25 protein-coding genes are annotated in these 24,660 nt (G+C 75.8%); 11 read left to right on the forward strand and 14 right to left on the reverse strand.

The features are described 5' to 3' along the window. Positions 1-723: a TetR family transcriptional regulator gene (locus tag AC3ERT_RS28575; RefSeq protein ID WP_335976575.1), complete on the reverse strand. Its 723-nt coding sequence runs from the start codon at positions 721-723 to the stop codon at positions 1-3. A gap of 150 nt (positions 724-873) precedes the next feature. Then, on the reverse strand, positions 874-1,722 hold the full coding sequence (locus AC3ERT_RS28580) for a hypothetical protein (protein ID WP_435177632.1): 849 nt from the start codon (positions 1,720-1,722) through the stop codon (positions 874-876). 300 nt (positions 1,723-2,022) lie between these two features. Between AC3ERT_RS28580 and AC3ERT_RS28585 the strand changes: the two genes are divergently transcribed. Then, on the forward strand, positions 2,023-2,574 hold the full coding sequence (locus AC3ERT_RS28585; protein ID WP_435135828.1) for a DinB family protein: 552 nt from the start codon (positions 2,023-2,025) through the stop codon (positions 2,572-2,574). Between the two features lie 54 nt (positions 2,575-2,628). Here the strand turns inward: AC3ERT_RS28585 and AC3ERT_RS28590 are convergent, their stop codons facing one another. Continuing rightward, the gene (locus AC3ERT_RS28590) at positions 2,629-3,261 is read right to left on the reverse strand and encodes a MarC family protein (RefSeq protein WP_435135830.1); all 633 of its coding nucleotides are present in this window, start codon (positions 3,259-3,261) and stop codon (positions 2,629-2,631) included. A gap of 322 nt (positions 3,262-3,583) precedes the next feature. Here AC3ERT_RS28590 and AC3ERT_RS28595 point away from each other — a divergent pair, with 322 nt between their 5' ends. Then, the gene (locus AC3ERT_RS28595; RefSeq protein WP_435135832.1) at positions 3,584-4,912 is read left to right on the forward strand and encodes an MFS transporter; all 1,329 of its coding nucleotides are present in this window, start codon (positions 3,584-3,586) and stop codon (positions 4,910-4,912) included. A gap of 143 nt (positions 4,913-5,055) precedes the next feature. After that, positions 5,056-5,877 carry an SCO2400 family protein gene (locus AC3ERT_RS28600; protein ID WP_435177633.1) on the forward strand — a complete coding sequence of 274 codons (822 nt, stop codon included), beginning with the start codon at positions 5,056-5,058 and terminating at the stop codon, positions 5,875-5,877. Here AC3ERT_RS28600 and AC3ERT_RS28605 read toward each other — a convergent pair. The 6 genes from AC3ERT_RS28605 to AC3ERT_RS28630 all read right to left on the reverse strand — a co-directional run bounded on the left by AC3ERT_RS28605 (position 5,870) and on the right by AC3ERT_RS28630 (position 13,116). Then, the gene (locus AC3ERT_RS28605; protein WP_435177634.1) at positions 5,870-8,035 is read right to left on the reverse strand and encodes an acyltransferase family protein; all 2,166 of its coding nucleotides are present in this window, start codon (positions 8,033-8,035) and stop codon (positions 5,870-5,872) included. The genes AC3ERT_RS28600 and AC3ERT_RS28605 overlap by 8 nt on opposite strands. A 95-nt stretch (positions 8,036-8,130) precedes the next feature. Further along, positions 8,131-8,916 carry an SDR family NAD(P)-dependent oxidoreductase gene (locus tag AC3ERT_RS28610; RefSeq protein WP_435177635.1) on the reverse strand — a complete coding sequence of 262 codons (786 nt, stop codon included), beginning with the start codon at positions 8,914-8,916 and terminating at the stop codon, positions 8,131-8,133. A gap of 155 nt (positions 8,917-9,071) precedes the next feature. Continuing rightward, positions 9,072-9,908, reverse strand: a complete 837-nt coding sequence (locus tag AC3ERT_RS28615; RefSeq protein ID WP_435177636.1) for a hypothetical protein — start codon at positions 9,906-9,908, stop codon at positions 9,072-9,074. 77 nt (positions 9,909-9,985) lie between these two features. Next, positions 9,986-10,636, reverse strand: a complete 651-nt coding sequence (locus AC3ERT_RS28620; protein WP_435135841.1) for an RNA polymerase sigma factor — start codon at positions 10,634-10,636, stop codon at positions 9,986-9,988. 328 nt (positions 10,637-10,964) lie between these two features. Then, entirely contained in the window at positions 10,965-12,206 is a 1,242-nt protein-coding gene (locus AC3ERT_RS28625) for a DUF4032 domain-containing protein (protein WP_435135843.1), read from the reverse strand. 31 nt (positions 12,207-12,237) lie between these two features. Beyond that, positions 12,238-13,116, reverse strand: a complete 879-nt coding sequence (locus AC3ERT_RS28630) for a haloalkane dehalogenase (RefSeq protein ID WP_435177637.1) — start codon at positions 13,114-13,116, stop codon at positions 12,238-12,240. Positions 13,117-13,206: 90 nt separating this feature from the next. On the opposite strand from AC3ERT_RS28630, the gene AC3ERT_RS28635 reads away from it, so the two are divergent. After that, positions 13,207-13,788, forward strand: a complete 582-nt coding sequence (locus AC3ERT_RS28635; protein WP_435177638.1) for a MarR family winged helix-turn-helix transcriptional regulator — start codon at positions 13,207-13,209, stop codon at positions 13,786-13,788. Positions 13,789-13,823: 35 nt separating this feature from the next. Here the strand turns inward: AC3ERT_RS28635 and AC3ERT_RS28640 are convergent, their stop codons facing one another. After that, positions 13,824-14,282 carry a PaaI family thioesterase gene (locus AC3ERT_RS28640; RefSeq protein WP_335976551.1) on the reverse strand — a complete coding sequence of 153 codons (459 nt, stop codon included), beginning with the start codon at positions 14,280-14,282 and terminating at the stop codon, positions 13,824-13,826. Beyond that, positions 14,282-15,214, reverse strand: coding sequence for a LysR family transcriptional regulator (locus tag AC3ERT_RS28645; protein ID WP_435177639.1), 933 nt, complete (start codon positions 15,212-15,214; stop codon positions 14,282-14,284). Before AC3ERT_RS28645 ends, AC3ERT_RS28640 begins: the two co-directional genes overlap by 1 nt. A 124-nt stretch (positions 15,215-15,338) precedes the next feature. Here AC3ERT_RS28645 and AC3ERT_RS28650 point away from each other — a divergent pair, with 124 nt between their 5' ends. From AC3ERT_RS28650 to AC3ERT_RS28660, 3 genes are all read left to right on the forward strand, one after another. Beyond that, positions 15,339-16,373, forward strand: a complete 1,035-nt coding sequence (locus AC3ERT_RS28650; protein ID WP_435177640.1) for an aldo/keto reductase — start codon at positions 15,339-15,341, stop codon at positions 16,371-16,373. A gap of 137 nt (positions 16,374-16,510) precedes the next feature. Continuing rightward, positions 16,511-17,296 (forward strand): DeoR/GlpR family DNA-binding transcription regulator, encoded by a 786-nt coding sequence (locus AC3ERT_RS28655; RefSeq protein ID WP_335976544.1) that lies wholly within the window; start codon positions 16,511-16,513, stop codon positions 17,294-17,296. Between the two features lie 159 nt (positions 17,297-17,455). Further along, positions 17,456-18,058: a hypothetical protein gene (locus AC3ERT_RS28660; RefSeq protein WP_435135850.1), complete on the forward strand. Its 603-nt coding sequence runs from the start codon at positions 17,456-17,458 to the stop codon at positions 18,056-18,058. Between the two features lie 81 nt (positions 18,059-18,139). Here AC3ERT_RS28660 and AC3ERT_RS28665 read toward each other — a convergent pair whose 3' ends face one another. From AC3ERT_RS28665 to dhaM, 3 genes are all read right to left on the reverse strand, one after another. After that, complete coding sequence (locus AC3ERT_RS28665; protein WP_435135851.1) at positions 18,140-19,132, reverse strand: aldo/keto reductase; 993 nt, start codon at positions 19,130-19,132, stop codon at positions 18,140-18,142. Between the two features lie 78 nt (positions 19,133-19,210). Continuing rightward, on the reverse strand, positions 19,211-19,543 hold the full coding sequence (locus tag AC3ERT_RS28670) for an HPr family phosphocarrier protein (RefSeq protein ID WP_435177641.1): 333 nt from the start codon (positions 19,541-19,543) through the stop codon (positions 19,211-19,213). Further along, positions 19,527-19,919: a dihydroxyacetone kinase phosphoryl donor subunit DhaM gene (dhaM, locus tag AC3ERT_RS28675; RefSeq protein ID WP_335976537.1), complete on the reverse strand. Its 393-nt coding sequence runs from the start codon at positions 19,917-19,919 to the stop codon at positions 19,527-19,529. Before dhaM ends, AC3ERT_RS28670 begins: the two co-directional genes overlap by 17 nt. Positions 19,920-19,990: 71 nt before the next feature. Here dhaM and AC3ERT_RS28680 point away from each other — a divergent pair, with 71 nt between their 5' ends. The 4 genes from AC3ERT_RS28680 to AC3ERT_RS28695 all read left to right on the forward strand — a co-directional run bounded on the left by AC3ERT_RS28680 (position 19,991) and on the right by AC3ERT_RS28695 (position 24,625). Further along, positions 19,991-20,755 (forward strand): IclR family transcriptional regulator, encoded by a 765-nt coding sequence (locus AC3ERT_RS28680; RefSeq protein WP_435177642.1) that lies wholly within the window; start codon positions 19,991-19,993, stop codon positions 20,753-20,755. Positions 20,756-21,024: 269 nt separating this feature from the next. Next, on the forward strand, positions 21,025-22,026 hold the full coding sequence (gene dhaK, locus AC3ERT_RS28685; protein ID WP_435177644.1) for a dihydroxyacetone kinase subunit DhaK: 1,002 nt from the start codon (positions 21,025-21,027) through the stop codon (positions 22,024-22,026). Positions 22,027-22,124: 98 nt separating this feature from the next. After that, positions 22,125-22,790 carry a dihydroxyacetone kinase subunit DhaL gene (dhaL, locus tag AC3ERT_RS28690; protein ID WP_435177646.1) on the forward strand — a complete coding sequence of 222 codons (666 nt, stop codon included), beginning with the start codon at positions 22,125-22,127 and terminating at the stop codon, positions 22,788-22,790. After that, complete coding sequence (locus tag AC3ERT_RS28695; protein ID WP_435177648.1) at positions 22,787-24,625, forward strand: putative PEP-binding protein; 1,839 nt, start codon at positions 22,787-22,789, stop codon at positions 24,623-24,625. Before dhaL ends, AC3ERT_RS28695 begins: the two co-directional genes overlap by 4 nt. Positions 24,626-24,660: the final 35 nt, after the last annotated feature.

Here is a 24,660-nt window from a genome sequence, read left to right on the forward strand (position 1 = left end):
TCACTCATCGGTAGTGCGTGATGGTTCGGTGGTGCGTGATGGTGCGGTGCTGCGGTGTGCGGCCGCCGAGGCGGCCTGGCTGGAGAGGACGTCGTAGGCGCGCTCGACCAGGTCGGTGAGGTCGGCGCCCGGGCCGCCGGGGGCCGCCGTGTCCTGCGGGGTGTGGGCCCAGGCGCGCAGCGCGGCGGTCAGCACGCCCGCCGCGGCCTCCACGACCACGGCCGGGCGCAGGTCCCGCAGGGTGTCGGTGCCCAGCCGCTCGGCGACGATCCGCACCGACTCGTCCTGCGCGTCCACACGGATGCGCTCGTAGGCCGCGAAGAGCGTGGGCTCGGAGTCGAGCAGGGCGATGATCCGGCGCATCTGCGGCCGCAGGTGGCGGGCCGGGGTGCGCGGGTCGGTGAGCCAGGCGCGGACCGCCCGGCGGTAGGCCAGCAGCGGCGGCTCGTCGGCGGGGCGGGTGCGCAGCAGCGCGTTGATCCGCTCGCCGTCGTCGCGGACGAAGCCGAGCGCGGCATCCTCCTTGCCGGTGAAGTACCGGCTGAAGGTGCGGCGGGTGACGTCCGCGCGTTCGGCGACGGCCTCCACCGTGGTGGCGGCCAGCCCCCGCTCCAGGATCAGCTCGACCGCGGCGGTGGCGAGTGCCTCCCGGGTGCGGCGGGCCCGCAGCAGCCGCCGGTCGGTCCCGGCGGTGCCGCGCTGTCCTGGTACGTCGGCGTCCATGGGTACGACGCTACGCCCGAATGTCCCGGTGGGACATTTTTCCCGGTGAGACAAATGTCCCACCGGGACGGATGTCTCACCGGGACATTTCGGCCCGGCGAGGGTGTAGAAGGGGCCGCGGGAAGGGCGCCCGAAGGCGCCCCGCGGGCGTCAGCCGGTGGTCGGGCGGTAGGCGTACACCGTCGTGGCGACCTCGCACACGCTCGGCGGCACGATCTCCACCCGCAGCAGCTTCGCCGCCATGTCGTAGTCGATGCCCTCGGCCTCGAAGGTGCCCGAGCAGATGCTGCTCTGCGGGAGCTGGAAGAGCGTGGTGACCTGCCCGGTGACCGCGGTGCCGTCCAGCGCGTGCGGCAGGTCGACCTGGACGACGTCCTTCGCCGCGTCGTCGGAGGAGCACACCAGGCGCGTCGCGGAGACGAAGTCGCAGCCCTGGATGTCGTCGACGCTGCGGTCCAGCGTGATCTGCCCGGCCTGCGGGAGGGTGCCGCCGGTGGCCGGCGTCGAGGAGTTGGTCAGCGGCGCGGGGAAGACCTGGAGCCGGCCCTCGGTGCCCCACTCGCCCTCCACCAGCCACTGGGCGTCGGGGGAGACCGCGGCGAACGAGTTGTTCAGCAGCTCGCCGGAGTCCAGCGGGTGCGTGTAGTCGTAGGTCGCGCCGGACGGCGTGGTGACCTCGAAGAGCTTCGACGTGGCGTCGTCGCCGCCCTGGTAGGCGTCGTAGACGTAGCCGCCCACGATGTCCGGGTCGCCGACGTGGTTCCAGCCCTGGACCCGCAGCCGCAGCGGCACCGAGCCCAGGCCCCGGGTGAGCAGCGAGCCGTCGGCCTTGGTGGCGATGCCCTCGCCGCCGGTCACGGAGTTCACCGTCGAACTGCCCGCGGCCACCCAGCCGCCGGGGGAGTCGTCCGCCCGGGCGGTCGCGGTGCCCAGGGCGGTGGCGGCGGCGGTGGCGATGATCAGGGCGGTCGCGCGGCGGCGCAGTGCGGTGGCGTTCACAAAAACCCCCAAGGTGGTCGGGCGGAGCGCTCGGCATGCCCGGCCCCGACCACGTGCGCGGGCGCGGTGGCGGGCTCGGGCGCCCCGACCCTAGCCCCAGCGGTATCACCCGCACCACCACGCCCCGGCCAACTCGCCCTGAACTCCGCGCCCGTGACGGCCCACCACCCGGGCCCGGGGCCCGCCGCCCGGGCCCGGGCCCTCGCGGACCGAACCTGACCGCATTGCTCCCTACCGTTGGGGGCATCACGACGGACGGCGCCGGAGAGCCGGGGCCGCAGGACCGAGAGGTGCACACCCATGCCGAGCCTGGTGAACGCGGAGACCGACGAGCGCGACGCCCTGCTTCAGTTCCTCGACGCCCAGCGCGGCGCGCTGCGCCGGGCGGTGCTCGGGCTCACCGACGAGCAGGCCGCCGCCCACCCCAGCGCCAGCACGATGTCGCTCGGCGGCCTCGTCAAGCACGCGGCGCGCCGCGAGCACGACTGGGTGCAGGTCGTCCTGATGGGCCGCCAGGAGCCCCAGCGCGTCCAGGGCCCCGAGGACTGGGCCGACGAGTTCCAACTGCTGCCCGGCGAGCGGCTGTCCGACGTCCTCGCCGAACTCGACGCGGTGGCGCGCGCCACCCGGGAAGCCGTCGCCGCCCTGCCCACCCTCGACGTCGGCGTCGCGCTGCCCGAGGCGCCGTGGTTCCCCAAGGACGCCAAGCGCAGCGCCCGCTGGATTCTGCTCCACCTCATCGGGGAGCAGGCCCGGCACGCGGGCCACGCCGACCTCATCCGCGAATCGCTGGACGGCGCCCTGGAGTTCGAGCTGCTCGCCCAGGAGCAGAGCGGGCAGCAGGAAGGGTAGCCACGCGCCCGGGGCTGAGCGCCAGGGCCGGGGCGGGGGCCGGGGCCGCGCGGGTCAGTGCCCGCCGCGGCCCAGCCCCGGCACCCCCAGCGCGCCCAGCCCGTTGAGCACCACATCGACGCCGACCGCCGCCAGCAGCAGCCCGAGCAGGCGGCTGAGCAGTTCGATGACGGTGTGGTGCGTCCGGCGCAGCAGCGGCGCCAGCACCAGCACGCAGGCCAGGTCGAGCACGATCACCGTCTCGTACGCGCCCACGACCGTGCCGCGCCAGGACCACGAGTCGCGCTCGGACGCCTCGATGAGGATCGCGGTCAGCGCCAGCGGGCTGACCACGAACGGCATCAGCAGCACCCTGATCCCGCCCACCACGTCCGGCTGGTCCTCGTCCGGCGCCTCGACGCCCAGGTGCACCCCGAGCACCAGGCCGATCGCGTAGATGAAGAAGATGATGCCGCCCGCCACCAGCAGCGCGGGCGCCGAGATGTGGAACAGCTCCAGCAGCCAGGGCGCCGTGAACCCGGCGAGCGCGCCCACCGCCAGCGCCAGCACCGACGACAGCAGCGCGATCAGCCGCAGCCGCCCGCGCTCGTGCAGGCGTGCCAGGTGCGCGAACGACAGCAGCACCTTCGGCGGGCCGACGACGGAGAAGAAGGTGATGAACGCGGCGGCGAAGCTCTTGGTGACCATGGGGCGCATCCTCGGCCCGCCGCCCCCGCCCGCGGCGGACCGACCCGCCCGCGCCACCCGTCCCGCCGCTACGATGTGGCGGTCGTCGCAGAAGGAGAGTTGAGGTGCCCGGTCACCGAAGCGCGCGCTGACGCCGTAGGTCGTCTCCGACCCGTCATCGCGTGCTGCCCCTGAACACGGTCGGCGCCCGGCAACGGCGCCCGCCCGGTACCGGCCTGCGGCCGGCGCGCGGCACAGCGAGCCCTTCCCTGCCCGGTCCCGGGGCGCGGCAACCGCGCGCCCCCCGCCACCGGCGCCGCTGTTCGCGACCCAAGGGGCACCCGTGCCGACCGTACCTCCGCCGCCTCCCGCACACGTTCCGCCGCCCGCACCCACCCGTGCCGAACCCCCTGCCGGGCTGCTGCGGGACCCCGACTTCCGGCGGTTCTGGTCCGGCCAGACCGCCTCCCAGCTCGGCGAGCAGGCCGCGGCCACGGTGCTGCCGCTGCTCGCCGTCGTGGCGCTGCACGCCGGACCCGGCCGGCTCGGCCTGCTGCGCGCCGCCGAGCAGGCGCCGATCCTGCTGCTGTCGCTGCTGGTCGGCGTGTGGGTGGACCGCCGCCGCTCCACCCGGGTCATGGTCCTCGCCGACCTCGGCCGCGCCGCCGTCCTCGCCGCGGTCCCGCTCGCCTACCTCCTGGGCGGGCTCGGCCTGCCGCTGCTGCTCGCCCTGTCCTTCCTCACCGGCTCCCTGTCGGTGTGCTTCGACGTGGCCTACCAGTCCACGCTGGTCCGGCTGGTGCCGCGGCAGCGGCTCACCGAGGGCAACGGCGTGCTCGAAGGCAGCAGGTCCGCCGCCCGGATCGCCGGGCCCGCGCTCGGCGGGGGACTGGTCTCGCTGCTGGGCGCACCCTTCGCCGCCGCGGGCTGCACCGCCCTGTTCGCGCTGTCCGCACTCGCCGTGCGCCGGGTCCGGCCCGGCGGCCACCATGCCGCTGACACGCCGTCACCCGGGGCCGGCGGCGTGCGGCGGCAGATCCGCGAGGGGCTCCGGCTCGTCGTACGCGACCCGGTGCTGCGCGCCGTCGGCGCCGCGTCGGCCCTCTTCCAGTTCTCCTTCGCCGCCCTGATGACCGTCTACCTGCTGTTCCTGCCGCGCACCCTGCACCTGTCCGGCGGCGCGGTCGGACTCGTGCTCGCCGCCACCGGCCCGGGCGCGCTGGCGGGTTCGGCGCTGGCCGCACGGCTGCCGTCCCGGCTCGGCCTCGGCCCGGTGCTCGTCGGGTCGGCCGCGCTCGCCGACGGCGTGATGCTGGGCGTACCCGCGCTGCACGGCTCCGGCCCCGCCACGCTCGCCGCCCTCACCGCGGTCAACGTGCTGTTCGGCGCCTTCGGCCAGCTCGTCGACGTGACCACCACGGCGATCCGGCAGGCCGCCACGCCCGTACGGTTCCAGGGCCGCGTGGTGGCCACCCTCAACGTCGCGGGCATCGGCATGGGCCCCTTCGGCTCCCTGCTCGGCGGCGCCCTCGCCGCGTACTGCGGCCCGCGCACCGCGCTGCTGGTGACCGCCGCCGCCCTCGTGCTGTCCCCGCTGTACATGGCGTGCTCCCCGCTGGCCCGGCTCGGCCGGCCGGCCCCGGCACACCGTGCGGAGCGCCGACTGCCGTGACATGTACGGGTATGGGGCAGGAGCGGGCCGGGCGGTGGGGACACGCCGAAGGCGGGCACCCGCCCCCGGCCGGGCGCCCGGCCGGGCGTGAACTAGCCTTGCGGCCCATGGGAAACGGGAGCCCGGCGGGAGAATCGGGGTCAGTGAGCACACCGTCGACGCGTCCGGGCCGCGCGGCCGAGCCGCCCGCCGCGCGGTCGGACTACTGCGCGGGCTGCCGCCGCGCCCTCAACGGCGCCTTCATGTGCCCGGGATGCGGCGCCTACGCGCCGGACATCGACCCCCGCAGCCCGGCCGGCCGCGCACCGGTCGACCTGCCGCCGGCGCCGGCGGGGGACGCGGCCGCCGACGGGACCGCGACCGCTGCCACCACGGCCCTGCCCGCCGCGGCCGCCAAGGTGGCGCTCCCGCCGGAGGAGCCCGTCGCCAGGGAACCGTCCGGGCACGCGCCGCCCGGCATATCCGGCCCGGCCGCCGGCTCCGGCACCGCCGAGGACACCCCGGAGCCGGGTGAGGAACGGCAGCGCAGGAACCGCCGCCGAGCCGCGGTCGTCGCCGCGTTCGCCCTCGTCGGCGCCGGGATCGCCGCGGCGGTGATATCCGCCGGCTCGTCCTCTTCCTCCCGCCCGCCCGCCGTGTCCGTCTCCGACGACCCGTCATCACCCGGCCGTACGGGCCCCGGCGCCGCCACCGCCACCGCGAGCCCGCCGCCCGGCAGCCACTCTGCCGCGCGCCCCCGCACCTCCGCCGCGGCCCCGCCCGCCACGGCCCCCGGCATCTCCGCGTCCGCCGCCCCCACCACCGCACCCCGCGCCCCGGGCACCACGGCCTCCGGCAGTGTGACGACCCCCAGCGCCGCCACGTCCCCGCCGCGGAGCGCCACCCCCACCGGCACCGGGTCCTCCTCGCCCACCCCGAGCCCGAGCCGCAGCTCGCCCTGCGTGTTCGGGCTCTGCCTCAACTGACCCCGCCGGCCAGGGTGTCGGCCAGACCGGTCGCGAAGAGCGAGGTACCGGCGCCGCCGCGCGGGTGGACGTGGTCGATCCACAGCAGGTCCAGGTGCCCGGCGACATCGGTGTACCAGTCGTCCAGCAGCACCTCGGGGTGACGGGCGTGGTAGTCGCGCACCGTGCTGTTGACGCTGTCCTGCCAGGGGAACGGCCCGCGGACGGTGGTCAGCACGATCCGCCGGTCGCCGACCACCTCGCGCACCCGGTCCACGTCCTGCGCGCCGAAGGTGGCGTTGGTGCCGAGCGCGAGGACCACGGTGCCGCGCAGCTCGTGCCGGGCCAGTAGCTGCGCGCAGATGTCCGGCGCGTCCTCCATCATCCGCCCGACCTGGGCGTAGAGCCGGACACCGGGCAGCAGGCGGTGCAGGTCCTCCGCGGAGCCCAGCGTGATGGAGTCGCCGATCACCGTGACGTCGCTGCCGTCCACGGTGCCGTCCACGCCGCCGGGGGCGGGGGAGGGCGCGGCGGCCGGCTGGGACGGGGCGGCCGACGGCCCGGAGTCCGCGGGGGGCGCGGGCACCGGCGCCGGGGGAGGGGCCGCGGCGCGGGACGCGCCGTGCGGCGCGGCCGCGCGGGCGTCGCCGCCCTTCCCGGCGAGCGTCGCCTCGTACTGCGCGCCGGCTCGCAGCTGGTTCTCCAGGGCGCTGGGCGCCGACGCCGGGCTGGCCAGCACCGCGGCGGTGGCGAGGGCGGCCGCGCCGGCCAGTACCGTGAGCGCCGGATGGCGCCGGGGGAGCCGGCCCCACGCGGTGCGGCCGTCCCGCGGCCGGCCGTGGAGCCTGCCGCCCGGCGCCGGCACCGCCGCGGCCGGGCCGTCCGCCGCCCCGTCCGCCGCCCCGTCCGCCGCTCGCTCCGCGGTCTTCGCGGCGCTCGCGCGCTCCCGCAGCAGCGCGGTCGGGCGCCGGACCAGCCGCCGCGCGGCGACCGCCAGCGGCAGCGGCGCGAGGAGCTCCAGCAGGCGCACCGACGTGGAGGTGTCCGGCCACAGGGCGTTCACCGTCACCACGACCGGCCAGTGCCACAGGTACAGCCCGTACGAGTGCCGGCCGAGCAGCCGCAGCGGCGCGGTGTCCAGCAGCCGCGGCTGGGCGCCGAGCGCGCAGCCCGCGCACACGGTGGTGGTCGCGGCGGCGACCGCGGCGAACCCCCACCCGTACATCACGCCGTTGCCCGGGCCGAGCACCGCGAAGGCGACGAGGACGGCCAGCGCGGTCCGTACAGCGGCCCGGCCCCGGTGCGGCAGCCGGTCGGCGTACCGGGCCAGCACGGGCAGCGCCAGCGCGGCGGCGCACCCGGCCAGCAGCGCCCCGCAGTGCGAGTCGGTGCCGAAGTACGCCCGGGAGCCGCCGGTGGCGCCGGGCCCGAGGGCGTGCATCCGCCACAGCGAGACGGCCGCGCCGCCCGCTGCCAGCAGCGCGAGCAGCGCGGCCGTCATGCGGCGGCCGCGGCGCAGCGGCAGGAGCGCGGCCAGCAGCAGCGGCCAGACCAGGTAGAACTGCTCCTCCACGCTCAGCGACCACAGGTGCTGGAGCAGCGGCGGGCTGCCGAAGTGGTGGAAGTAGTCGGCGCCCTGGTGGATCTGCCACCAGTTGTTGACGAACGCCAGCGAGGCCAGGGTGTCGCCGCGCAGCCCGTCGCCGATGCCGGTGCCGAGCCCGGCGGTCAGCCGCGCGGTGGCCGCGCAGGCGGCCAGCACCAGCAGGAGTTCGGGCAGCAGGCGCAGCGCGCGGCGCCGCCAGAACCCGGCGAGCGCGATCCGGCCGGTCCGCCGGTGCTCGGCCACCAGCAGGTGGGTGATGAGGAAGCCGCTGATGCCGAAGAAGGCGTCCACCCCGAGGTAGCCGCCGGGCAGCCAGCCCGGGTGCACGTGGTAGGCGACGACGGCGGCGACCGCCAGGGCGCGCAGTCCGTCCAGCCCGGCCAGGCGCGGGGCGGGCGCGGACGGCCCGGGCTCGCGGGCGGCGCGCGGGACGGTGCGGGTGCGGGCCGGGCCCTTGACGGGGGCGCCCTTTGCGGCGGCGCCCTTGGCGGCCCGCGCGGGCCGGGCCGCCGGTCGGGGCACCGGGGAGGCGGCGGAGGGACGGGACTCGGGCGGCGGGGCAGACGAAGGCACGCTCCACCGTAGGAACGCCTTCGCCGGCCCCGCGCGGCCTGATCGACCATCAGAACTAACGGATCATCAGACCATCACTCGAATGTGCGACGCGGTCAGTAGTGGATCGGCCCGCGGACGCCGCCGCCGGCCAGCACCGGGTCGCCGTTGAGCGCCACGCTCTTCGGGCTCGCCAGGAACGCGATGACGTCGGCGACCTCCGCCGCGGTCACGATCCGCCCGATCGAGATGTCCGCCGCGGCCCTGCGCTCCACCTCCTCGGCGCTCACCCCGTGCGCGGCCGCCATCGCGGCCAGGGTCTGCGGGGTCTTCTCGGTACGGGTGAAGCCCGGGTGCACCACCACCACGTTGACGCCCTGCGGGCCCAACTCGTCGGCGAGGTTCTTGCTCAGCGCGGCCACCGCCACATTGCGCACCGAGCCCACCACGGACCCGGTCTGACGGGCCGCCAGCCCGCTGATGTTGATGACGCGGCCCCAGCCGCGCTCGACCATCCCGGGCGCGAACGCCCGCGCGGTGCGCAGATAGCCGCGCACCTTCACGTTGAACTGGGCCTCCAGCTCCTCCTCCCGGAAGCTGCCGGGGTTCGGGGTCGCGGCGGAGTTCACCAGGATGTCCACCCCGCCCAGCGCCCGCACCGCTTCCTCGGCCAGTGCCGCCACCGACGCGTCGTCCCCGGTGTCGGCCCGCAGCCCCACCACCGTACGGCCCGGCCCCGCAACCGCCTTCACCTCTGCCACCGCCGCGGCCAGCGCCTCGGCCCCCCGGGCGACGAGTCCCACGTCCGCGCCCTCCGCCGCCAGCGCCTTCGCGGTGGCCAGCCCGATGCCCCGGCTTGCACCGGTGACGAGGGCACGGCGGCCGGTCAGTTCGAGATCCACGAGTACATCCCTTTCGATCCTTGCGGTCCCCCCTCCTCCTGATCAATCCCCCCGCCCGCCCCCGTGTTCCCCACCACCCGCCGCCGGAGCGGTATCGGGGGCCGAAGGGGCAGACACGGGGGTCGGGGTGGGCCGCGGGGTGCGGAGCCGGCCTGCTACTGGGAGCCGGCGGCGAACTGCGGGTCCTTCTTCTGGTCGTAGACCTCCTTGCCGGCCGCGTCGTAGGCGTGGACGTACGGGGTCGCCGTCGCGGAGAAGTACTTGGGGGCCGGCGTGCCGGTGGAGAAGGCCGCGCTGTAGAAGAACGCACCGCCCGCCATGACCGCCGGGTACTCGGCCGCGTCCTCGCCGTAGCTGACGGTGATCTTGGCGATGCCGGAGGTGTAGTGCCCGGCGCCGAGGGAGAGGTAGCGCCCCGAACCGGCCGGCTCGCCGACGGAGTCGAAGTACTCCACGAGGTGACCGGTGCCCCACAGGCGGTTGTTGACGAACGTCGGCGGGTGGTCCTGGCTGCTCCCCTTCTCGCCCTTGGCCTCGCACTGCACGTACTGGCCGGCCGAGTCGACGGCGATCACCGCGCCGTCCCAGTCGGTGGTGGCGGCCGGGGTACGGACGGCGATCACCGCGTGGTAGCCCGACGCGTCCGATCCCAGGCACGAGGCCAGGATCTTGGTGGCGGTCCCGGGCGCGATCGGGGTCGTGGCCGTGCCGGTGACGGTGAACGTGCCGGAAGCGGGGGAGGCGCTGGGGGACGACGGCCGCGTCGAGCCGGTCCCCGCTCCGGCCGGCGGAGAGACCCGGCCCGCACTCGGCGAGGCGGCCGCGCCCGTCGGCCGTCCGCCGCTGCCGGCCCGGACCGGCTGGGCCGTCCCCTGCCCGCTGAAGACGGTCACCGCCGCGACGCTCGCCGCCGCGACTCCGGCGGCGATGCCCAACGGCAGCCCCCACCTGCGGGCGAACGAGGCCGGCTTGTCCTCTGGGTCGATCTTCATCAGTAGGTCCTCTCGGAGCCGCCGGTGATGCGGCAGCTCACGATCAGGGGGAGGCGCGGGAACACCTGGCGAGTCGTTCATCGTGCGCCCTCCTCCGCGGTGACGGGATTCTTCGAACCGGAAGACGACGCGGCGGCTCCTGGTCCGCCGGCGAGGTCGGCCCCGAGCCTGCGCCGCGCGCGGTGCAGCCGGGACTTGACGGTTCCCACCGCCACCCCCAGCGCCGCCGCGGCCGCCTGCTGGTCCAGGCCCGACCACACGCACAGCTCGACGACCTCGCGTTCATGGCGCGGCAGCCGGGCCAGCGCCCGGTGGATCTGCGACATCCGGCGCTCGTCGTCCACCCGGCCGGCCACGCGGTCCGCGTGGTCGCCCGCCGGCTCGTCATGGGAGACGAGCCGGTGCAGCAGTGCCTCGGCGCGCCGCAGGCGCCGCCGGGTGTTGGACAGCAGGTGCTCGGCGATGCCCAGCAGCCACGGCAGGGCCGAGTCGCGGTCCAGCACGATCTCCGAACGGCGGCGCCAGGCGTGGAGGAACACCGTCGAGGTGAGGTCCTCGGCCTCCGACCAGTCGGCGGTCCGCCGGAACAGGTGGTTGTAGACGGTCTTCGCATGGCGGTCGAAGATCCGCCCGAACGCCTCGCGATCGCCGTCGACCGCCCAGGCCCACAACACCCGGTCGGATATGCCTTCCTCCGCCGCGGTGGGGCCAACGTCGTTCACTTCCATGCCCTGTACGTGTCCGGCACCGGGCCGAAGGTTCCCGCCGCCCGCACTCCACCGCGCCTCGAGCCCGCCGCCCGGAGCCCGCACCGGCCGCCGATCGGCGGAGGAGGGTTGGCCGTGCCGACGAATCCCACCCCCCATGGCCAGGGGGCATGGGGGCGCCCCCAGCCGACGGGGCCTGGCACGCACGCTCTCCCCCTGCCTACGGCGGGAGGAGGCCCCCCAGCGTCGTCGGCCGTCGGCGCGGCCCGCTGCGCTCTGTCCCCCCAGAGCTTCGCCTGGGAGGGACCCCCGCCCTTCGGGCGGGACGACGCTATGTGCCAGACACGGCCTAATCGTCGGTGGGGGCGGGGGTCGTGGCCGGGTCGGGGATGTGGGGGAGGACGTCCTTGAGGTAGCTGGCCACGGTGGCTTCGATGCCGACGTCGTGCTCGGCCTGCTCGGAGAGGTACCAGCGGTGTTCGAGGAGCTCGTGGTAGATCTGCGCGGGTTCCATGCTGCCGCGCTGGTCGAGGGGGACCAGGCGGACGGTGGGGCGGAAGACCTGGCGGACCCAGCGGTGGGCGAGGACCTCCGGGCGGGCGCCGAGCGGGTCGCCGGGGGCGTAGTCGTCCTGCGTGGTCATCCACTGCTCGAGGTCGTTGAGGAGGCTGCGGGCCTGGTTCTCCTCGGTGTCCAGGCCGGTCAGCCGCAGCAGTTGGCGCTGGTGGTGCCCGGCGTCCACGACCTTGGGCAGGAAGGTGACGGTGTCACCGCCCGGCGAGCGCTGGATCTGCATCTCGGCGACGTCGAAGCCGAGGTCGTTGAGGCGGCGTATCCGGCGGTCGATGTAGTGCCGCTTGCCCGCCGGGTAGACGGACTCGCGGGTCAGTTCGTGCCACAGGTCGGCGTAGCGGGAGCAGATCGCCTCGGCGAAGGTGACCGGGTCCACCGAGGGGTGCAGGGAGCCGCCCGCCTCCAGGTCCATCAGCTCGCCGGCGATGTTCACCCGGGCCAGGTCGATGTCGTAGTCGCGCTGCCCCGCGCTGAGCCGCGGCTGTATCTGGCCGGTCTCGGCGTCCACGAGGTAGGCCGCGTACGCCCCGGCGTCACGGCGGAAGAGGGTGTTCGACAGGGAGCAGTCGCCCCACGCGAAGCCGACCAGGTGCAGCCGCACCAGCAGCACCGCCAGCGCGTCGAGCAGGCGGCTGACGGTGCCGGGCCGCATCGTGGTCTCGAACATCGACCGGTACGGCAGCGAGCCGCCCAGGTGCCGGGTGACCAGCGCCGGTTCCAGCGCGGTGCCGTCGGCCGCCTCACGGCCGGTGACGACCGCGATCGCGTCGACCGCGGGGATCGCCAACCGGTCCAGGTCCCGCAGGAGTTCGTACTCGCGGGCGGCGGCCCACTCGCTGACCTCCTTGACCGCCACGACCTCGTCGCCGGCGCGGGCGAAGCGCACCACGTGCCGCGAGATGCCGCGCGGCAGCGCGACCAGCGTCTCGTCGGGCCACTGTTCGAGCGGCAGACCCCACGGCAGGTCGAGCAGGTCGGCGGGGTGGCCGGCGTCGGTGGCCCTGATCTGCAACGGCATGGTGCTTCCGGTCCTCTCGTAGGACCGCAGGCTACAGGCTGTGCCGCGCGGCCCACGAGGTCACCGCGGCCCCGATCGCGTCCGGCCGGTCCTCGGGCGCGAGGTGGCCGGCGGGCCCGCAGTGCTCGGTCTCCAGCGCGGCCATGTGATCGGCGCACCAGGCCGCCATCGCCTCGTCGATGATCAGGGTGGGCGAGGAGTCGAAGGTCAGCAGCAGCTTGGGGGTGCCGGGGCTCGCGGCGAGCCAGGCGGCGTAGCCGTTCACCCGGGCGACCACGTCGGCGGGCTCGCCGTCCAGCGGCATCGACCGGGCCCAGCGCAGCAGCGGCCGCCGGGACGCGCGGGTGGGGTACGGCGCCCGGTAGACGTCGTGGTCGGCGGCGGGCAGCTGCCCGAGCACGGTCTGCCCGAAGCTGTTCTCGATGAACACGTTGCGGTCCAGGACCAGTTCCTCCCCGGTGCCGGGGGTGCGGAACGCCTCGAAGCGGGCCCGGGCGGCGGCCGGGTACTCCGCCCACGTCATCGGCCGCACGATCGTCTCCATGACGGCGAGTCCGGCGACCGTGCCCGGGTGCCGCGCGGCGCGGTCGAAGGCGAGCGCGCCGCCCCAGTCCTGCCCGACCAGCACCGCCCGCGTGAGGCCGAGCGCGTCGAACCAGGCGTCGAGGTAGCGGGCGTGGTCGTCGAAGGAGTAGTCGATCGCGGGCTTGCCGGAGCGGCCCATGCCGATCAGGTCGGGCGCCAGGCAGTGCCGCCCGGCGGCGGCCGCCTTCGGCAGGACATGCCGCCACAGGTGGGAGGAGGTGGGGTTGCCGTGCAGGAAGACCAGCGGCGCGCCGAGGGCGTCCGCGCGGCCGGGCCCTGCCTGTTCGTAGTGCAGGTGGGAGTCGAGTACGTCCACCGTGGGCATGGCTCCGCCTTTCGTTGGCGTGACTAACGTTCGGGGCGCTAATGAACGTATATCGTTAGTCCGACAAACACAACGGAGTACGATGCGGCCATGGACACCGCGCACGATGAGCCGCTTCCGGATGACGGGGTCGACCGGGCCGACCGGGCTGAGGGGGCCGACCGGGCCGGGCGGGGCGAAGAGGCGGCGACGCCGCGGCGGCTCGTGGCGCTGCCCAGCCGTCTGCTGAACCTGGCCGCGGCCCAGGGCGAGCGGATGGTCAGCGGCCGGCTGGCCGCGGCCGACGCCCGCAAGTGGCACTACGCCGTGCTGGCCGCCCTGGAGGAGTACGGCCCGGCCAGCCAGGCCACGCTGAGCCGGCGCACCGGCATCTACCGCAGCGACCTGGTCGCGGTGATCAACGAGCTGGAGGCCCGGGACGCGGTCCGGCGCGCCCCCGACCCCGAGGACCGCCGCCGCAACGTGGTCACGCTCACCCCGGACGGCCGCGACCACCTGCACCGCCTCGACACCGTTCTCGACACGGCCCAGGAGGACCTGCTCGCCCCGCTCACCGACGAGGAGCGCACCGAGCTGACCGCACTGCTCACCCGGCTGCTCGCCCACCACACCGCGCACCACACCGCCCACCCCGAGGGCGCGGTCGGCGAGCCCGCCTTGTCCGGCCGCTGACCCCGCGGGGGCGCCGCGGAGATCCGGACGACGGGCTACTCCTCGCGCGCCGCCGCCCGCAGCACCGTGCCCTGCGCGACCGCGCACAGCGTCTCGGCGCCGTCGGCGGCCACCGCGTACAGGTCGCACCGGCACACCGCCTGCCGCCGCCCGGCCTGCACGGTCTGCGCCCGCGCTACCAGCCGCACCCCGGTGCCCGGCCGTAGGTACTGCACGGTCAAGCCCCCGGTCAGCACCGCCGGACCCAAGACCGACCCCGCGGCGAAGGTGATCGCGTTGTCGGCGGCGTAGGCAAGCACCCCGCCGTGCAGGAATCCGTTCTGCTGCCGCAGGTCGTCGCGGACGGCGACCTCCAGGACCGCGGCGCCGCCGCCGAACGCGGACAGCTCCGCGCCGAGCAGCCGGCTGAACGGCTGGGCGCCGAGCGTGGCGCGGGCCGCCTCCAGGTCCAGAGCGGGTGCGGCCGCCGGGTCGTGGTGGGGTGCGGGGCTCATCAGCGGTTCCCTTCCTCCGTCGCCTGACCGGGCACCGGGCCCGGGTCCGTACCGGGGGCCGGCTCAAGATAGGACAGCAGCTCGCGCGCGGCCGGGCTCGGCCGCGCGCCCCTCGGCAGCGCGACCGACACCTCCCACGCGGCGCCGCCCGGACCCGTCACCGGCACCGCCGCCAGCGTCGCCGCCTGCTCCTTGCGGGAGATCGGCCGGGGCACCACCGCGACCCCCAGCCCGTGCCGGACCAGGTCGATCAGCGTGTGGACGTCGTACACCTCCAGCGCCACCCGCCGCGCCGCGCCGCACGCCGCGAACGCCCGGTCGGTCAACTGCCGCGCGCCCCAGTCCTGGTGCCAGTCCACGAACGTCTCACCGGCCAGCGCGGCCCACTCCACCCGCGCGGCGCCCGCCAGCGGATGCCCCGGGTCGCACAGCAGCACCATCGGCTCGGCGGTCAGCGGCAGCAGCCGCACCCCGTCGGGCGGCGGGCCCGGCAGCGAGACGAACGCCAGATCCAGCCGGCCGTCCGCCACGTCCTGCGCCAGCACCGCGGAACCCGCCTGCCGCAGCCGCACCTCGACACCGCCGTGGCGGGCCCGGAAGCGCGCCAGCAGCGCGCCGACGTCCACCGTCACGCACTGCTCGGTGCCCACCGCGAGGCTGCCGCGCAGCAGGCCCTGCACCGCCGCCACCGCCTCCTTCGCGGCGCGGGCGCCGGCCAGCGTGCGGGTCGCCTCGCCCAGCAGTGCCCGCCCCGCGCCGGTGAGTTCGACACTGCGGGTGGTCCGCACGAACAGCGGCGAGCCCAACTCCCGCTCCAGCGCGCGTACCGCCGCCGACAGCCCCGACTGCGACACCAGCAGCCGCCGCGCGGCCTTGGTGAAGTGCCGCTCCTCGGCGACGGCGACGAAGTACTCCAGCTGGCGCAGTTCCACGATTGAGAAACCTAGTCGATGAATGCGTTCTCTTTCTCCTGTTGGACGGGATCGGCGGGCCGGGGACAGCATGGTGCGCGGCCCGGCACCCGCCGCGCGCACGGAGCGAAACCGGAGGAACCGCATGGAGTACCGCACCCTCGGCAGCAGCGGCGCGGGCGTCTCGGCGCTGGCGCTCGGCACCATGACGTTCGGCGCCGAGACCGACGAGAAGGGCGCGTTCGCGCAGCTCGACCGGTTCGTCGCGGCCGGCGGCACCCTCGTCGACACCGCCGACGTCTACAGCGCCGGAGTCTCCGAGGAGATCATCGGCCGCTGGCTGGCGGCGCGCCCCGCCGACATCACCGGCCGGGTCGAGATCGCCAGCAAGGGCCGCTTCCCGATGGGCGACGGCCCCAACGACGCCGGGCTGTCCCGCCGCCACCTCGACCGCGCGCTCGACGCGTCGCTGCGCCGGCTCGGAGTCGACTGCATCGACCTCTACCAGGTGCACGCCTGGGACCCCTACACCCCCGTCGAGGAGACGCTGCGCTTCCTCGACGACGCGGTGCGGCGCGGCCGCATCCACTACGTGGGCCTGTCCAACTTCACCGGCTGGCAGCTCCAGAAGGCGGTGGACGTCGCCGACTTCCGCGGGCTGGCCCGCCCGGTCACGCTCCAGCCGCAGTACAACCTGCTGGCGCGGGAGATCGAGTGGGAGATCACCCCCGCGTGCGTCTCGGCGGGGCTCGGCCTGCTGCCGTGGAGCCCGCTCGGCGGCGGCTGGCTGACCGGCAAGTACCGCAGGGACGAGCTGCCGACCGGGGCGACGCGGCTCGGCGAGGACCCCGAGCGCGGGGTCGAGGCGTACGGGCGGCGCAGCCGGGTGCAGCGGACCTGGGACGTCGTCGACGCGGTGCGGGCGGTCGCCGAGGAGCAGGGCGCGTCGATGGCGCAGGTCTCCCTGGCCTGGCTGCTCGGCCGGCCCGCCGTCACCTCGGTGATCCTGGGCGCGCGCACGCTGGAGCAGCTGGAGGACAACCTCGGCGCGGCGGACGTGCGGCTGACCGGCGAGCAGGTGGAGCGGCTGGACGCGGCCAGCGACCCGGGCGCGGCGGACTACCCCTACGGCGGGCCGGGCGTCACCCAGCGCGGCCGGAACATCCGCGGCGGCCGCTGACGCCTCCGGCGGTGTCCGGCGGCTGGGGGCGGTGGTGCCGGGGCGGTGGTGCCGGGGCGGTGGGGCCGGCTCCTGCGCCGGACGTTGCGGCTGGTCGCGACGCGATACGCTCGGCCGGAAACGGAGGGCGGAGTCGGATGGGGACGCACGAGCGCTGGACGCGGCTGCTGGAGGTACTCGGCGACCGGGGCCGGATCAGCGTGGCCGAGGCGGCCGAACTGCTGGACGTCTCCGCCGCCACGGTGCGCCGGGACATGGAGGAACTGGGCCGGCAGCAGCTGCTCACCCGGACCCGGGGCGGCGCGGTGCTCAGCGGCGTGGCCTACGACCTGCCGCTGCGCTACAAGGCCGGGCGGCAGGCCGACGAGAAGCAGCGCATCGCCCGGGCGGCGGCCGCGCTGATCCCGCCGGGCGCGGTGGTCGGCGTCAACGGCGGCACCACCACCTCCGACGTCGCCAGGGAACTGGCGATGCGCGCCGACCTCGCCGAGCGCGGCAGCGCCACCGCGCTGACCATCGTGACCAACGCCATCAACATCGCCAACGAACTGGCGGTGCGCCCCTATGTGAAGACGGTCGTCACCGGCGGCGTGGCCCGCCCCAGCTCCTACGAACTGACCGGGCCGCTGGCCACGATGGTGCTCCAGGCGATCTCGCTGGACTACGCGATCCTCGGGGTCAACACCGTCGACCCGCGGTTCGGCGCGGCCACCCATGACGAGGGCGAGGCGAGCGCGAACCGCGCGATGGCCGAGCGGGCCGAGCACGTGATCGTGGTCGCCGACTCCACCAAGCTCGGGAAGCGGGCGTTCGCCCAGGTCTGCGACGTGTCGGCGATCTCGGTGCTGATCACCGACCGGAACGCGCCGGAGGAGCTGGTGGCGGAGTTCACCGCCGAGGGCGTCGAGGTCTCCTGCGTCTGACGCGTCCGATGCGTCCGATGCGTCCTCCGATACGGCTGATGCGCCCATCATCGGGCATCCCCCGTGCGCGGTGGGCAAGTGTGTCGCACTCCGGGGCCGTACGGGCCCGGTTGCCGCCAACGCGCCCCTCGCGCAAGGGAGATGCCCGATGATGGGCGTATGACGAACGGCACGTCCGGTTCCGGGGCCGCGCCGCTGCCCGGGCCGCCGCACCTGGCCGGCGTGACCGCGCCGGCCGACCGCCCGGGCACCATGTCCGAGCGCTTCTGGGCCGAACTGCTGGAGGTCGGCTGGGCGGCGCGGCTGCGGACCGCGGACGGCCGGACCCGGTTCCGGCTGCACTACTGCGGGGAGCGGTACGACGGGCTGATCGTCGGCGGCGACCTGCCCGCGCTGGTGTACGCGGTCGGCGCGCCGGGCGAGCGGATTCTGCTCTTCGACGGCGCCGTCCACGGCTACGACGCCATGTTCTGCGACCGCTGGGACGCGGACGGCCTGCGCGCCCGCCGCGCCGACCGGGTCTACGTCGACGCAGACGGCGAGGACACCTTCGAGCTGGTGGTGTGGGTCGGCTACGGCATCGACTGGGACGACGAGCGGGAGACCCTCACCGACCCGGGCGAACCCGGCCTGGTCACGCTCGCCGACGGCCGCCGCATGCCGTTCGACGCGGCCCGGCACGCCGCCTTCGACGCCGTGGCGATCACCGCGACGAACGCCCGCGGCCGGGCGACCGACGTGGTGGCCGAGGAACTGGCCTGAGCGGCACGCAGAGCCGTGCCCGTACAAGCCGTATCCGTAGCCGTACCCGTAACCGTATCCGGGGCCTTGCCCGAACGTGCCTCAGTGCCAGGGCAGTTCGGCGCGGTGGCGCCAGTACTCGGCCGGCGGCTCGGCCAGTTCGGCGAGGGCCGCGAGCTGGTCGGCGGTCAGCTTCACCTCGCGGGCCCGCAGGTTGGCGGTGAGCTGGCCGGCGGTCGCCGCGCCGGACAGCACCACGTCGGCCCACGGCTGGTGCAGGGCGGCGGCGAGCGCGAGCGCGTCGGGCGTGGTGCCGAGCGCGGCCGCGAGCCGGCCGAGCACCGGCTCGGTGCGCGCGTCGGGCGCGGCCAGCCGCCCGTTGGCCATGCCCTCCTTGACCATCACCCGGCAGCCGGCCGCGTGCGCCTCGGCGAGCGCGGGGCCCGCGGACGGTTCGAGCGGGTTCCAGGTGGACTGGACGCTGCGGAACAGCGGGCGGCCGTCGACGGTCACCTCGAGTGCCGCCCGGATCGCGTCGGCCTGCGCCGGGCCGCTGGTGCTCAGGCCCACCCGCACGCCCTGCGCGGCGAGTCCGGCCAGCGCGCGGTGCAGGGCCGGGTCGGTGAGGGCGGGGCTGCCGGGGGTGATCGAGTGCACCTGGTACAGGTCGAGCCGGTCGCCGAGCAGCGCGCGGGTCTCGGCGACCTGCCGCTCGTAGGTGGCCAGGCTGTGGTCCTTGACCTCATGGGCCTCGGCGTCCGTACGCCAGTCCGCGGTGTAGGTGTAGCCCCACTTGCTGGAGACCACCACCCCGGCCGGCTCCCGCAGGTCGAGCCACTGCGCGAGGAACTCCTCGGAACGCCCGTACGACCGGGCCGCGTCGAAGTCGCGCACCCCCTCGGCGTAGGCGAGGTCCAGCAGTTCGTGGGTGCGGCGGCGCATCGCGGCCACGCTGCGGTCGGCGGGCAGGTCCCGGTCGCGGCCGAGGGTGATGTAGCCGGGGCGGCCGACCGCGGCCAGGCCGAACCCGATCCGGGCGGCGGGTGCGGGCCCGGCCGCGGGCGGGCCGGCGGGGGAGTGGGGCGGTGTGGCCACGGGGGCTGCTCCTGCGGTGGTGCGGGGACGGTCGGGCGGCGGGCGCGTCGGCGGCGGAGCCCCGCGACCACCGCGCGCCTACGTGGCCGTCGCCAGGACCTCCGCCAGCGCGGCGGCCGCTTCCTGCGCGTCCGGCCCCTGCGCCCGCACGATCACCGTACGCCCGCGGGTGGCGCCCAGGCTCATGACGGCCAGCACGCTGGCCGCGTTGGCGGTGCGTTCCCCGTACTGGAGCAGCGCCGCGGCGGCGAAGCGGGCCGTGGTCTGCGCGATCTGCCCGGCCGGGCGGGCGTGCAGATCGGCCGGGAGCAGCACGGGGATCTCGACGGACGGGCTGTCGGCCGGTGCCGCGGCCGGGGTGCCCGGGGTGTGCGGCGCGGCGGGTGCGGAGCGTTCAGAGCTTGCTGACATGGCGTGCCTCCGTGGCGGCGGTGAGTACGGCGGTGAGGTCCGCGCCGGCCGCGGCGGTGACCGCGGCGGCCACGGCACCCTCGACGAAGGGGGCGTCGGCGATGACCACTCCCTCGCGCGGGTGGTCTTCCAGGACGGCCCGCGCGGTGAGCACGGAACTGCCCAGGTCCGGCAGGACCAGCACCCCGGCGCCGCGGTCGGCGTCCTTGACCGCGGCGGCGATCCGCGCGTAGCTGGTGCCGATCCGGCCGTCGTCGGTGCCGCCGGCGACGGCCACTGGTACGGCGGCGGAGCCGATCTGGCCGAGCAGGGAGCGCAGGCCCGCGGCCAGTTCGGGACTGTGGGACACGAGTACGATGCCGACAAGTTCCGTCATGAACAGCGATGCTAAATCTCGGAACGGTATTCAGCAATACTGAACGAAGAGGTTTTCCCATGGTGCAAGCGGTGCAGCGTGCCGTCCGGATTCTCCGGGAGCTGTCGGTCACCGGCCCCCGGCTGGGGGTCACCGAGCTCGCCGAGCGGCTCGGCGTGGCCAAGCCGACCGTGCACGCCCTGCTGCGCACCCTGGAGGCCGAGGGCCTGGTGGTGCAGGACCGGGACAGCTCGAAGTACCAGCTCGGCCCGTATCTGGTGCAGTTGGGCAACTCCTACCTGGACACCCAGGAGTTGAGGTCGCGCGCACTGACCTGGGCGGACCTGCTGGCGCGCCGGGCGGGCGAGGCGGTGTGGGTCGCGGTGCCCACCGGCGACCGCATGCTGGTGGTGCACCACGCCTTCCGCCCCGAGGGGGCCGTGCAGATCCTGGAGGTCGGCGCGTCCATCCCGTGGAACACCTGCGCGCTCGGCAAGGCGGTGGCGGCCTTCGCGCCCGAGGAGGAGCGCGAGCAGCTGCTGTCCGGCGAACTGACGGTGCTCACCGGGGCGAGCGTCACCGCGCGCGAGCCGCTGGCCGCGGAGTTGGCGCAGGTCAGGGCGCGCGGCTATGCGCTGGAGGACCAGGAGTCGGCGATCGGCGACGCCGGGGTGGCCGCGCCCGTCTTCGACCGCTCCGGCGCCGTGGTCGGCGCGATCGGCGTGGTCGGGCCGGTGGAGCGGCTGCTGGCGGAGCCGGCCCGGCAGGAGTTGGCCGTCGCGGTGCGCGAGACCGCCCGCAACCTCTCCCGCGACCTCGGCGCGCCCCGCGGCACCTCCCGGGGCGCCACCGGCTGAGCCGCCGTCCGACCACCGGGCGACCACCGGCCGAACCGCCGTACGGCCCGGCCCGGTTCGCGCTGCCCGTGCGCCGGGACCTGCTCCCGGGCGCCGGTGTGCGCCGCGCCGTGCTCCCGTCCGCCCCGCGGGCTCCGCCAACGCACGCTGGACCGTAGCGAGTTGGCGGGCGGTGGGCCGCCGGGACCCCTTGACACCGCGGAAACGCCCCCTTAACTTCCGATTACGTTCATCATTAATGAACGTCATTCGGTAATAGGGGGATCGTCGTGAAGAAGCTGATCAACGAGCCCGGCACCGTGCTCGACGACGCCCTGGCCGGGATCGCGGCCGCGCACAGCGACCTGCTGTCCGTGGACACCGACCACCGCGTCATCACCCGGGCCGGGGCCCGGCGGCCCGGCAAGGTCGCGCTCGTCTCCGGCGGCGGCAGCGGCCACGAGCCGCTGCACGGCGGCTTCGTGGGCACCGGGATGCTCGACGCGGCCTGCCCCGGCGAGGTGTTCACCTCCCCGGTGCCCGGCCAGATGGTCGCCGCCGCGAAGGCCGTGGACACCGGCGCGGGCACCCTGTTCGTGGTCAAGAACTACACCGGCGACGTGCTGAACTTCGAGATGGCCGCCGAACTCGCCGCCGAGGAGGGCCTGTCGACCGCCGCGGTGCTGGTGGACGACGACGTCGCGGTACGGGACTCCACCTTCACCGCGGGCCGCCGCGGCACCGGCGGCACCGTGTTCGTGGAGAAGATCGCCGGCGCCCTCGCCGAGCGCGGCGCCCCGCTCGCCGACGTCGCCGACGTCGCCGCACGCGTCAACGCCGCCACCCGCTCCTTCGCCGTCGCCCTGACCGCCTGCACCGCGCCCGCGGCCGGCAAACCCGGCTTCGAACTGCCCGACGACGAGATCGAGATCGGCGTCGGCATCCACGGCGAGCCCGGCCGCCACCGCGGCAAGCTCCGCCCGGCCCGGGACATCGTCGCCGACATGCTCGCCGCCGTCCTCGCCGACCAGCTGCTCGCCGCCGGCGACGAGGTGCTCGTCATGGTCAACGGCCTCGGCGCCACCCCGCTGCTGGAGCTGTACATCGTCTACCGCGAGGTCGCCGCCCTGCTCGCCGGGCGCGGGGTGCGCGTCGCCGGGAACCTCGTCGGCAACTACGTCACCAGCCTCGACATGGCCGGCGCCTCGATCACCGTCTGCAAGACCACGGACGACCTGCTCGCCCTGTGGCGCGCGCCGGTGCACACCGCCGCACTGCGCTGGGGCATCTGAACCGACTGGATCGGCTGGACCGGCGGAACCTGCTGGCACCGCACCGACGCACCGACACACCGACGAACCGACGCACCGACGAACCGAACGGAGAGCCCGTGGACACCGCCCTCGCCCGCGCATGGGTGCAGGCCATCGCCGCGGCAATGGACACCCACCAGGACCGGCTGACCCGACTCGACTCCGCCATCGGCGACGCGGACCACGGCGCCAACATGCACCGCGGCTTCGCGGCGGTCGCTGCCGCCCTGCCCCAGTACGAGGTGGCCACGCCCGGCGCGGTGCTGGTACGGACCGGCTCGCTGCTGATCTCCGTGGTCGGCGGCGCGTCCGGGCCGCTGTACGGCAGCGCCTTCCGCGCGCTCGGCACGGCGCTCGACGCTGCGGACGACCCGGCGGACGGACCGGCAGGCACCGGCGGGACCGTGCGGGTGGCAGGGGCGCTCGCCGCCGGGCTCGCCGGAGTACGGCGGCTCGGCGCCGCCACCGAGGGCGACAAGACGATGATCGACGCCTACGCGCCCGCGCTCGTGGCGTTCCGCGTGTCCGCCGAGGCGGGCGCGGGCCTCGCGCAGGCGGCCGCCGCCGCGGCCGACGCCGCCGAACAGGGCATGCGCGCCACCACCTCCATGCAGGCCAGGAAGGGGCGGGCGTCCTACCTCGGGGCGCGCAGCATCGGCCATCAGGACCCCGGCGCCACCTCCACCGCGCTGATCTTCCGCGCGCTGGCCGACACCGCCGCAGCGGCGAAGGACGCACGGTGACCGCCCGCCGCCGCTACCCGGGCCAGAGCGCCGCCCCGGGCACCGCGCTCGGCGAACTCCACCGCACCGACCGCCCCTTACCGCCCGCGGCCGCCGACGATCCCCCCGGCCGGGACCAGGACCGGGACCGCGCCGGGGCGCGGCTCGTCGCGGCCTTCGACCGCGTCGCCGACCGCCTCGACACCGTCGCGGGCGGCCTGCGCACCCGGGGCGAGAGCGAGCAGGCGGACATCATCGAGGTCGGCGCGCTCATCGCCCGCGACCCCGAACTGCGCCGGCACGCCCTGCATTTGACCGCCGAAGGGGCCACCGCGGTGGCCGCGGCCGGCACGGCGGTCGACGCCCAGGCCCGCGCCATCGCCGCGCTCGGCGACCCGGTGCTCGCCGAACGGGCCGCCGACGTACGCCAGGTGGGCCGCCGGGTGCTGGCGGTGCTGCACGGCGTCCACGAACCCCCGCCCGGGCGGCCGCTGGTGCTGGCGGCCCGCGAGATCGGCGCCGCGGACCTGCTGGAGCCGGGCCGTACCGTGGTCGCGGCGCTGTCGATGACCGGCGGGCCCAACTCGCACGCGGCGATCGTGGCCCGTTCGGCGGGCATCCCGCTGCTGCTCGGCGTCGACCCGGACGTGCTCGAACTGCCCGACGGCGTGCCGGTGCTGGTCGACGCGGCCGCCGCCGTGGTCCACCCCGACGACGCGGAGCGGGCCGCCGCGCTCGCCGCCGTCGCGGCCCTGCGGGAGCGGCGGGCCCGGCTCGCCGCCGACCGCCACCTGCCGGCCCGCACCGTGGACGGCCACCACGTCACCTTGCGGGTCAACGCCGCCACGCCCGCCGACGTACGGGCCGGGCTGGCGGCGGGCGCGGACGGCGTCGGCCTGCTGCGGACCGAACTGCCCTTCCTCGACGCGGCGCGCTGGCCGACCCGCGCCCGGCACACCATCGCGCTCGGCCCGGTGCTGGCCCCGCTGGCCGGGCGCACCGCCACCGTCAGGACCCTGGACTTCGCCGACGACAAGCTGCCGCCGTTCCTGGCGGAGGACCCGGACGAGGACGGCCCGGCGCGCCGGTTCGGCGGCGCGGGTGGCGCGGGCGGCGCGGGCGGCCAAGGTGAAGGCGGGGGAGCGGAGAGCGGCGGCGTCGGCCGCGGTGTGGACTGGGCCACCGGCCGGCCCGCGGTCACCGGCCGCCGGATCGGCCGCGGGCTGCCGCTGATGCTGGCCCGGCCCGACGCGTTCGGTGAGCAGTTCACCGCGCTGCTCGCGGCGGCCGCGGGGGCCCGCGCCGACCTGCGGGTGATGATCCCGATGGTCGCCGGCGTCGCCGAACTGCGCGCCTGCCAGGCCCTGCTGGACCGGGCGGCGGCCGAACTCGACCTGCCCGCGCCCCCGTTGGGGATCATGGTGGAGCTGCCGGAGGCGGTGCGGCGGATCGAGGAACTGGCCGCGGAGGCCGCGTTCCTGTCGCTGGGGACCAATGACCTGACCTGCCAACTGCTGGGCCTGGACCGGCGGGACGCGGCGGCCGGCCCCGCGGCCACCGCCCACCCCGCGGTGCTGCGCGCGATCGCTACGGTGGTCGCCGCCGCCCGCACCCATCGCCGCCCGGTGTCGGTGTGCGGTGACGCCGCCGCGCACCCGAGGGTGCTGCCGCTGCTGGTCGGACTCGGCTGCGACACCCTGTCGGTGGCCCCGGCGGCGCTCGACGAGGTACGGGCCGCGGTCCGCCGCCTCGACCACGCCGCCTGCAAGCGGACGGCCACCGAGGCGCTGACGCTGCGCACCGCGGACGAGGTCCGCCGCCTGGTGCGCGACCGGCTGCCCCTGCCGCCGGGCTGACGCCCCGCGGCCACACAGAACGGGGGCGGGCTCAC

Source organism: Actinacidiphila sp. bgisy145 (assembly GCF_057708125.1).

What these genes read in the sequence shown, in the direction of transcription:
- AC3ERT_RS28585 (WP_435135828.1), top strand. Translation starts at nt 2,023, where the DNA reads ATGCCGAGCCTGGTGAACGCGGAGACCGACGAGCGCGACGCCCTGCTT.
- dhaM (WP_335976537.1), bottom strand. Translation starts at nt 19,919, where the DNA reads ATGACGGAACTTGTCGGCATCGTACTCGTGTCCCACAGTCCCGAACTG.
- AC3ERT_RS28590 (WP_435135830.1), bottom strand. Translation starts at nt 3,261, where the DNA reads ATGGTCACCAAGAGCTTCGCCGCCGCGTTCATCACCTTCTTCTCCGTC.
- AC3ERT_RS28655 (WP_335976544.1), top strand. Translation starts at nt 16,511, where the DNA reads ATGGGGACGCACGAGCGCTGGACGCGGCTGCTGGAGGTACTCGGCGAC.
- AC3ERT_RS28650 (WP_435177640.1), top strand. Translation starts at nt 15,339, where the DNA reads ATGGAGTACCGCACCCTCGGCAGCAGCGGCGCGGGCGTCTCGGCGCTG.
- AC3ERT_RS28635 (WP_435177638.1), top strand. Translation starts at nt 13,207, where the DNA reads ATGGACACCGCGCACGATGAGCCGCTTCCGGATGACGGGGTCGACCGG.
- AC3ERT_RS28620 (WP_435135841.1), bottom strand. Translation starts at nt 10,636, where the DNA reads ATGGAAGTGAACGACGTTGGCCCCACCGCGGCGGAGGAAGGCATATCC.
- AC3ERT_RS28640 (WP_335976551.1), bottom strand. Translation starts at nt 14,282, where the DNA reads ATGAGCCCCGCACCCCACCACGACCCGGCGGCCGCACCCGCTCTGGAC.
- AC3ERT_RS28660 (WP_435135850.1), top strand. Translation starts at nt 17,456, where the DNA reads ATGACGAACGGCACGTCCGGTTCCGGGGCCGCGCCGCTGCCCGGGCCG.
- AC3ERT_RS28630 (WP_435177637.1), bottom strand. Translation starts at nt 13,116, where the DNA reads ATGCCCACGGTGGACGTACTCGACTCCCACCTGCACTACGAACAGGCA.
- AC3ERT_RS28575 (WP_335976575.1), bottom strand. Translation starts at nt 723, where the DNA reads ATGGACGCCGACGTACCAGGACAGCGCGGCACCGCCGGGACCGACCGG.
- AC3ERT_RS28615 (WP_435177636.1), bottom strand. Translation starts at nt 9,908, where the DNA reads ATGAAGATCGACCCAGAGGACAAGCCGGCCTCGTTCGCCCGCAGGTGG.
- AC3ERT_RS28625 (WP_435135843.1), bottom strand. Translation starts at nt 12,206, where the DNA reads ATGCCGTTGCAGATCAGGGCCACCGACGCCGGCCACCCCGCCGACCTG.
- AC3ERT_RS28670 (WP_435177641.1), bottom strand. Translation starts at nt 19,543, where the DNA reads ATGTCAGCAAGCTCTGAACGCTCCGCACCCGCCGCGCCGCACACCCCG.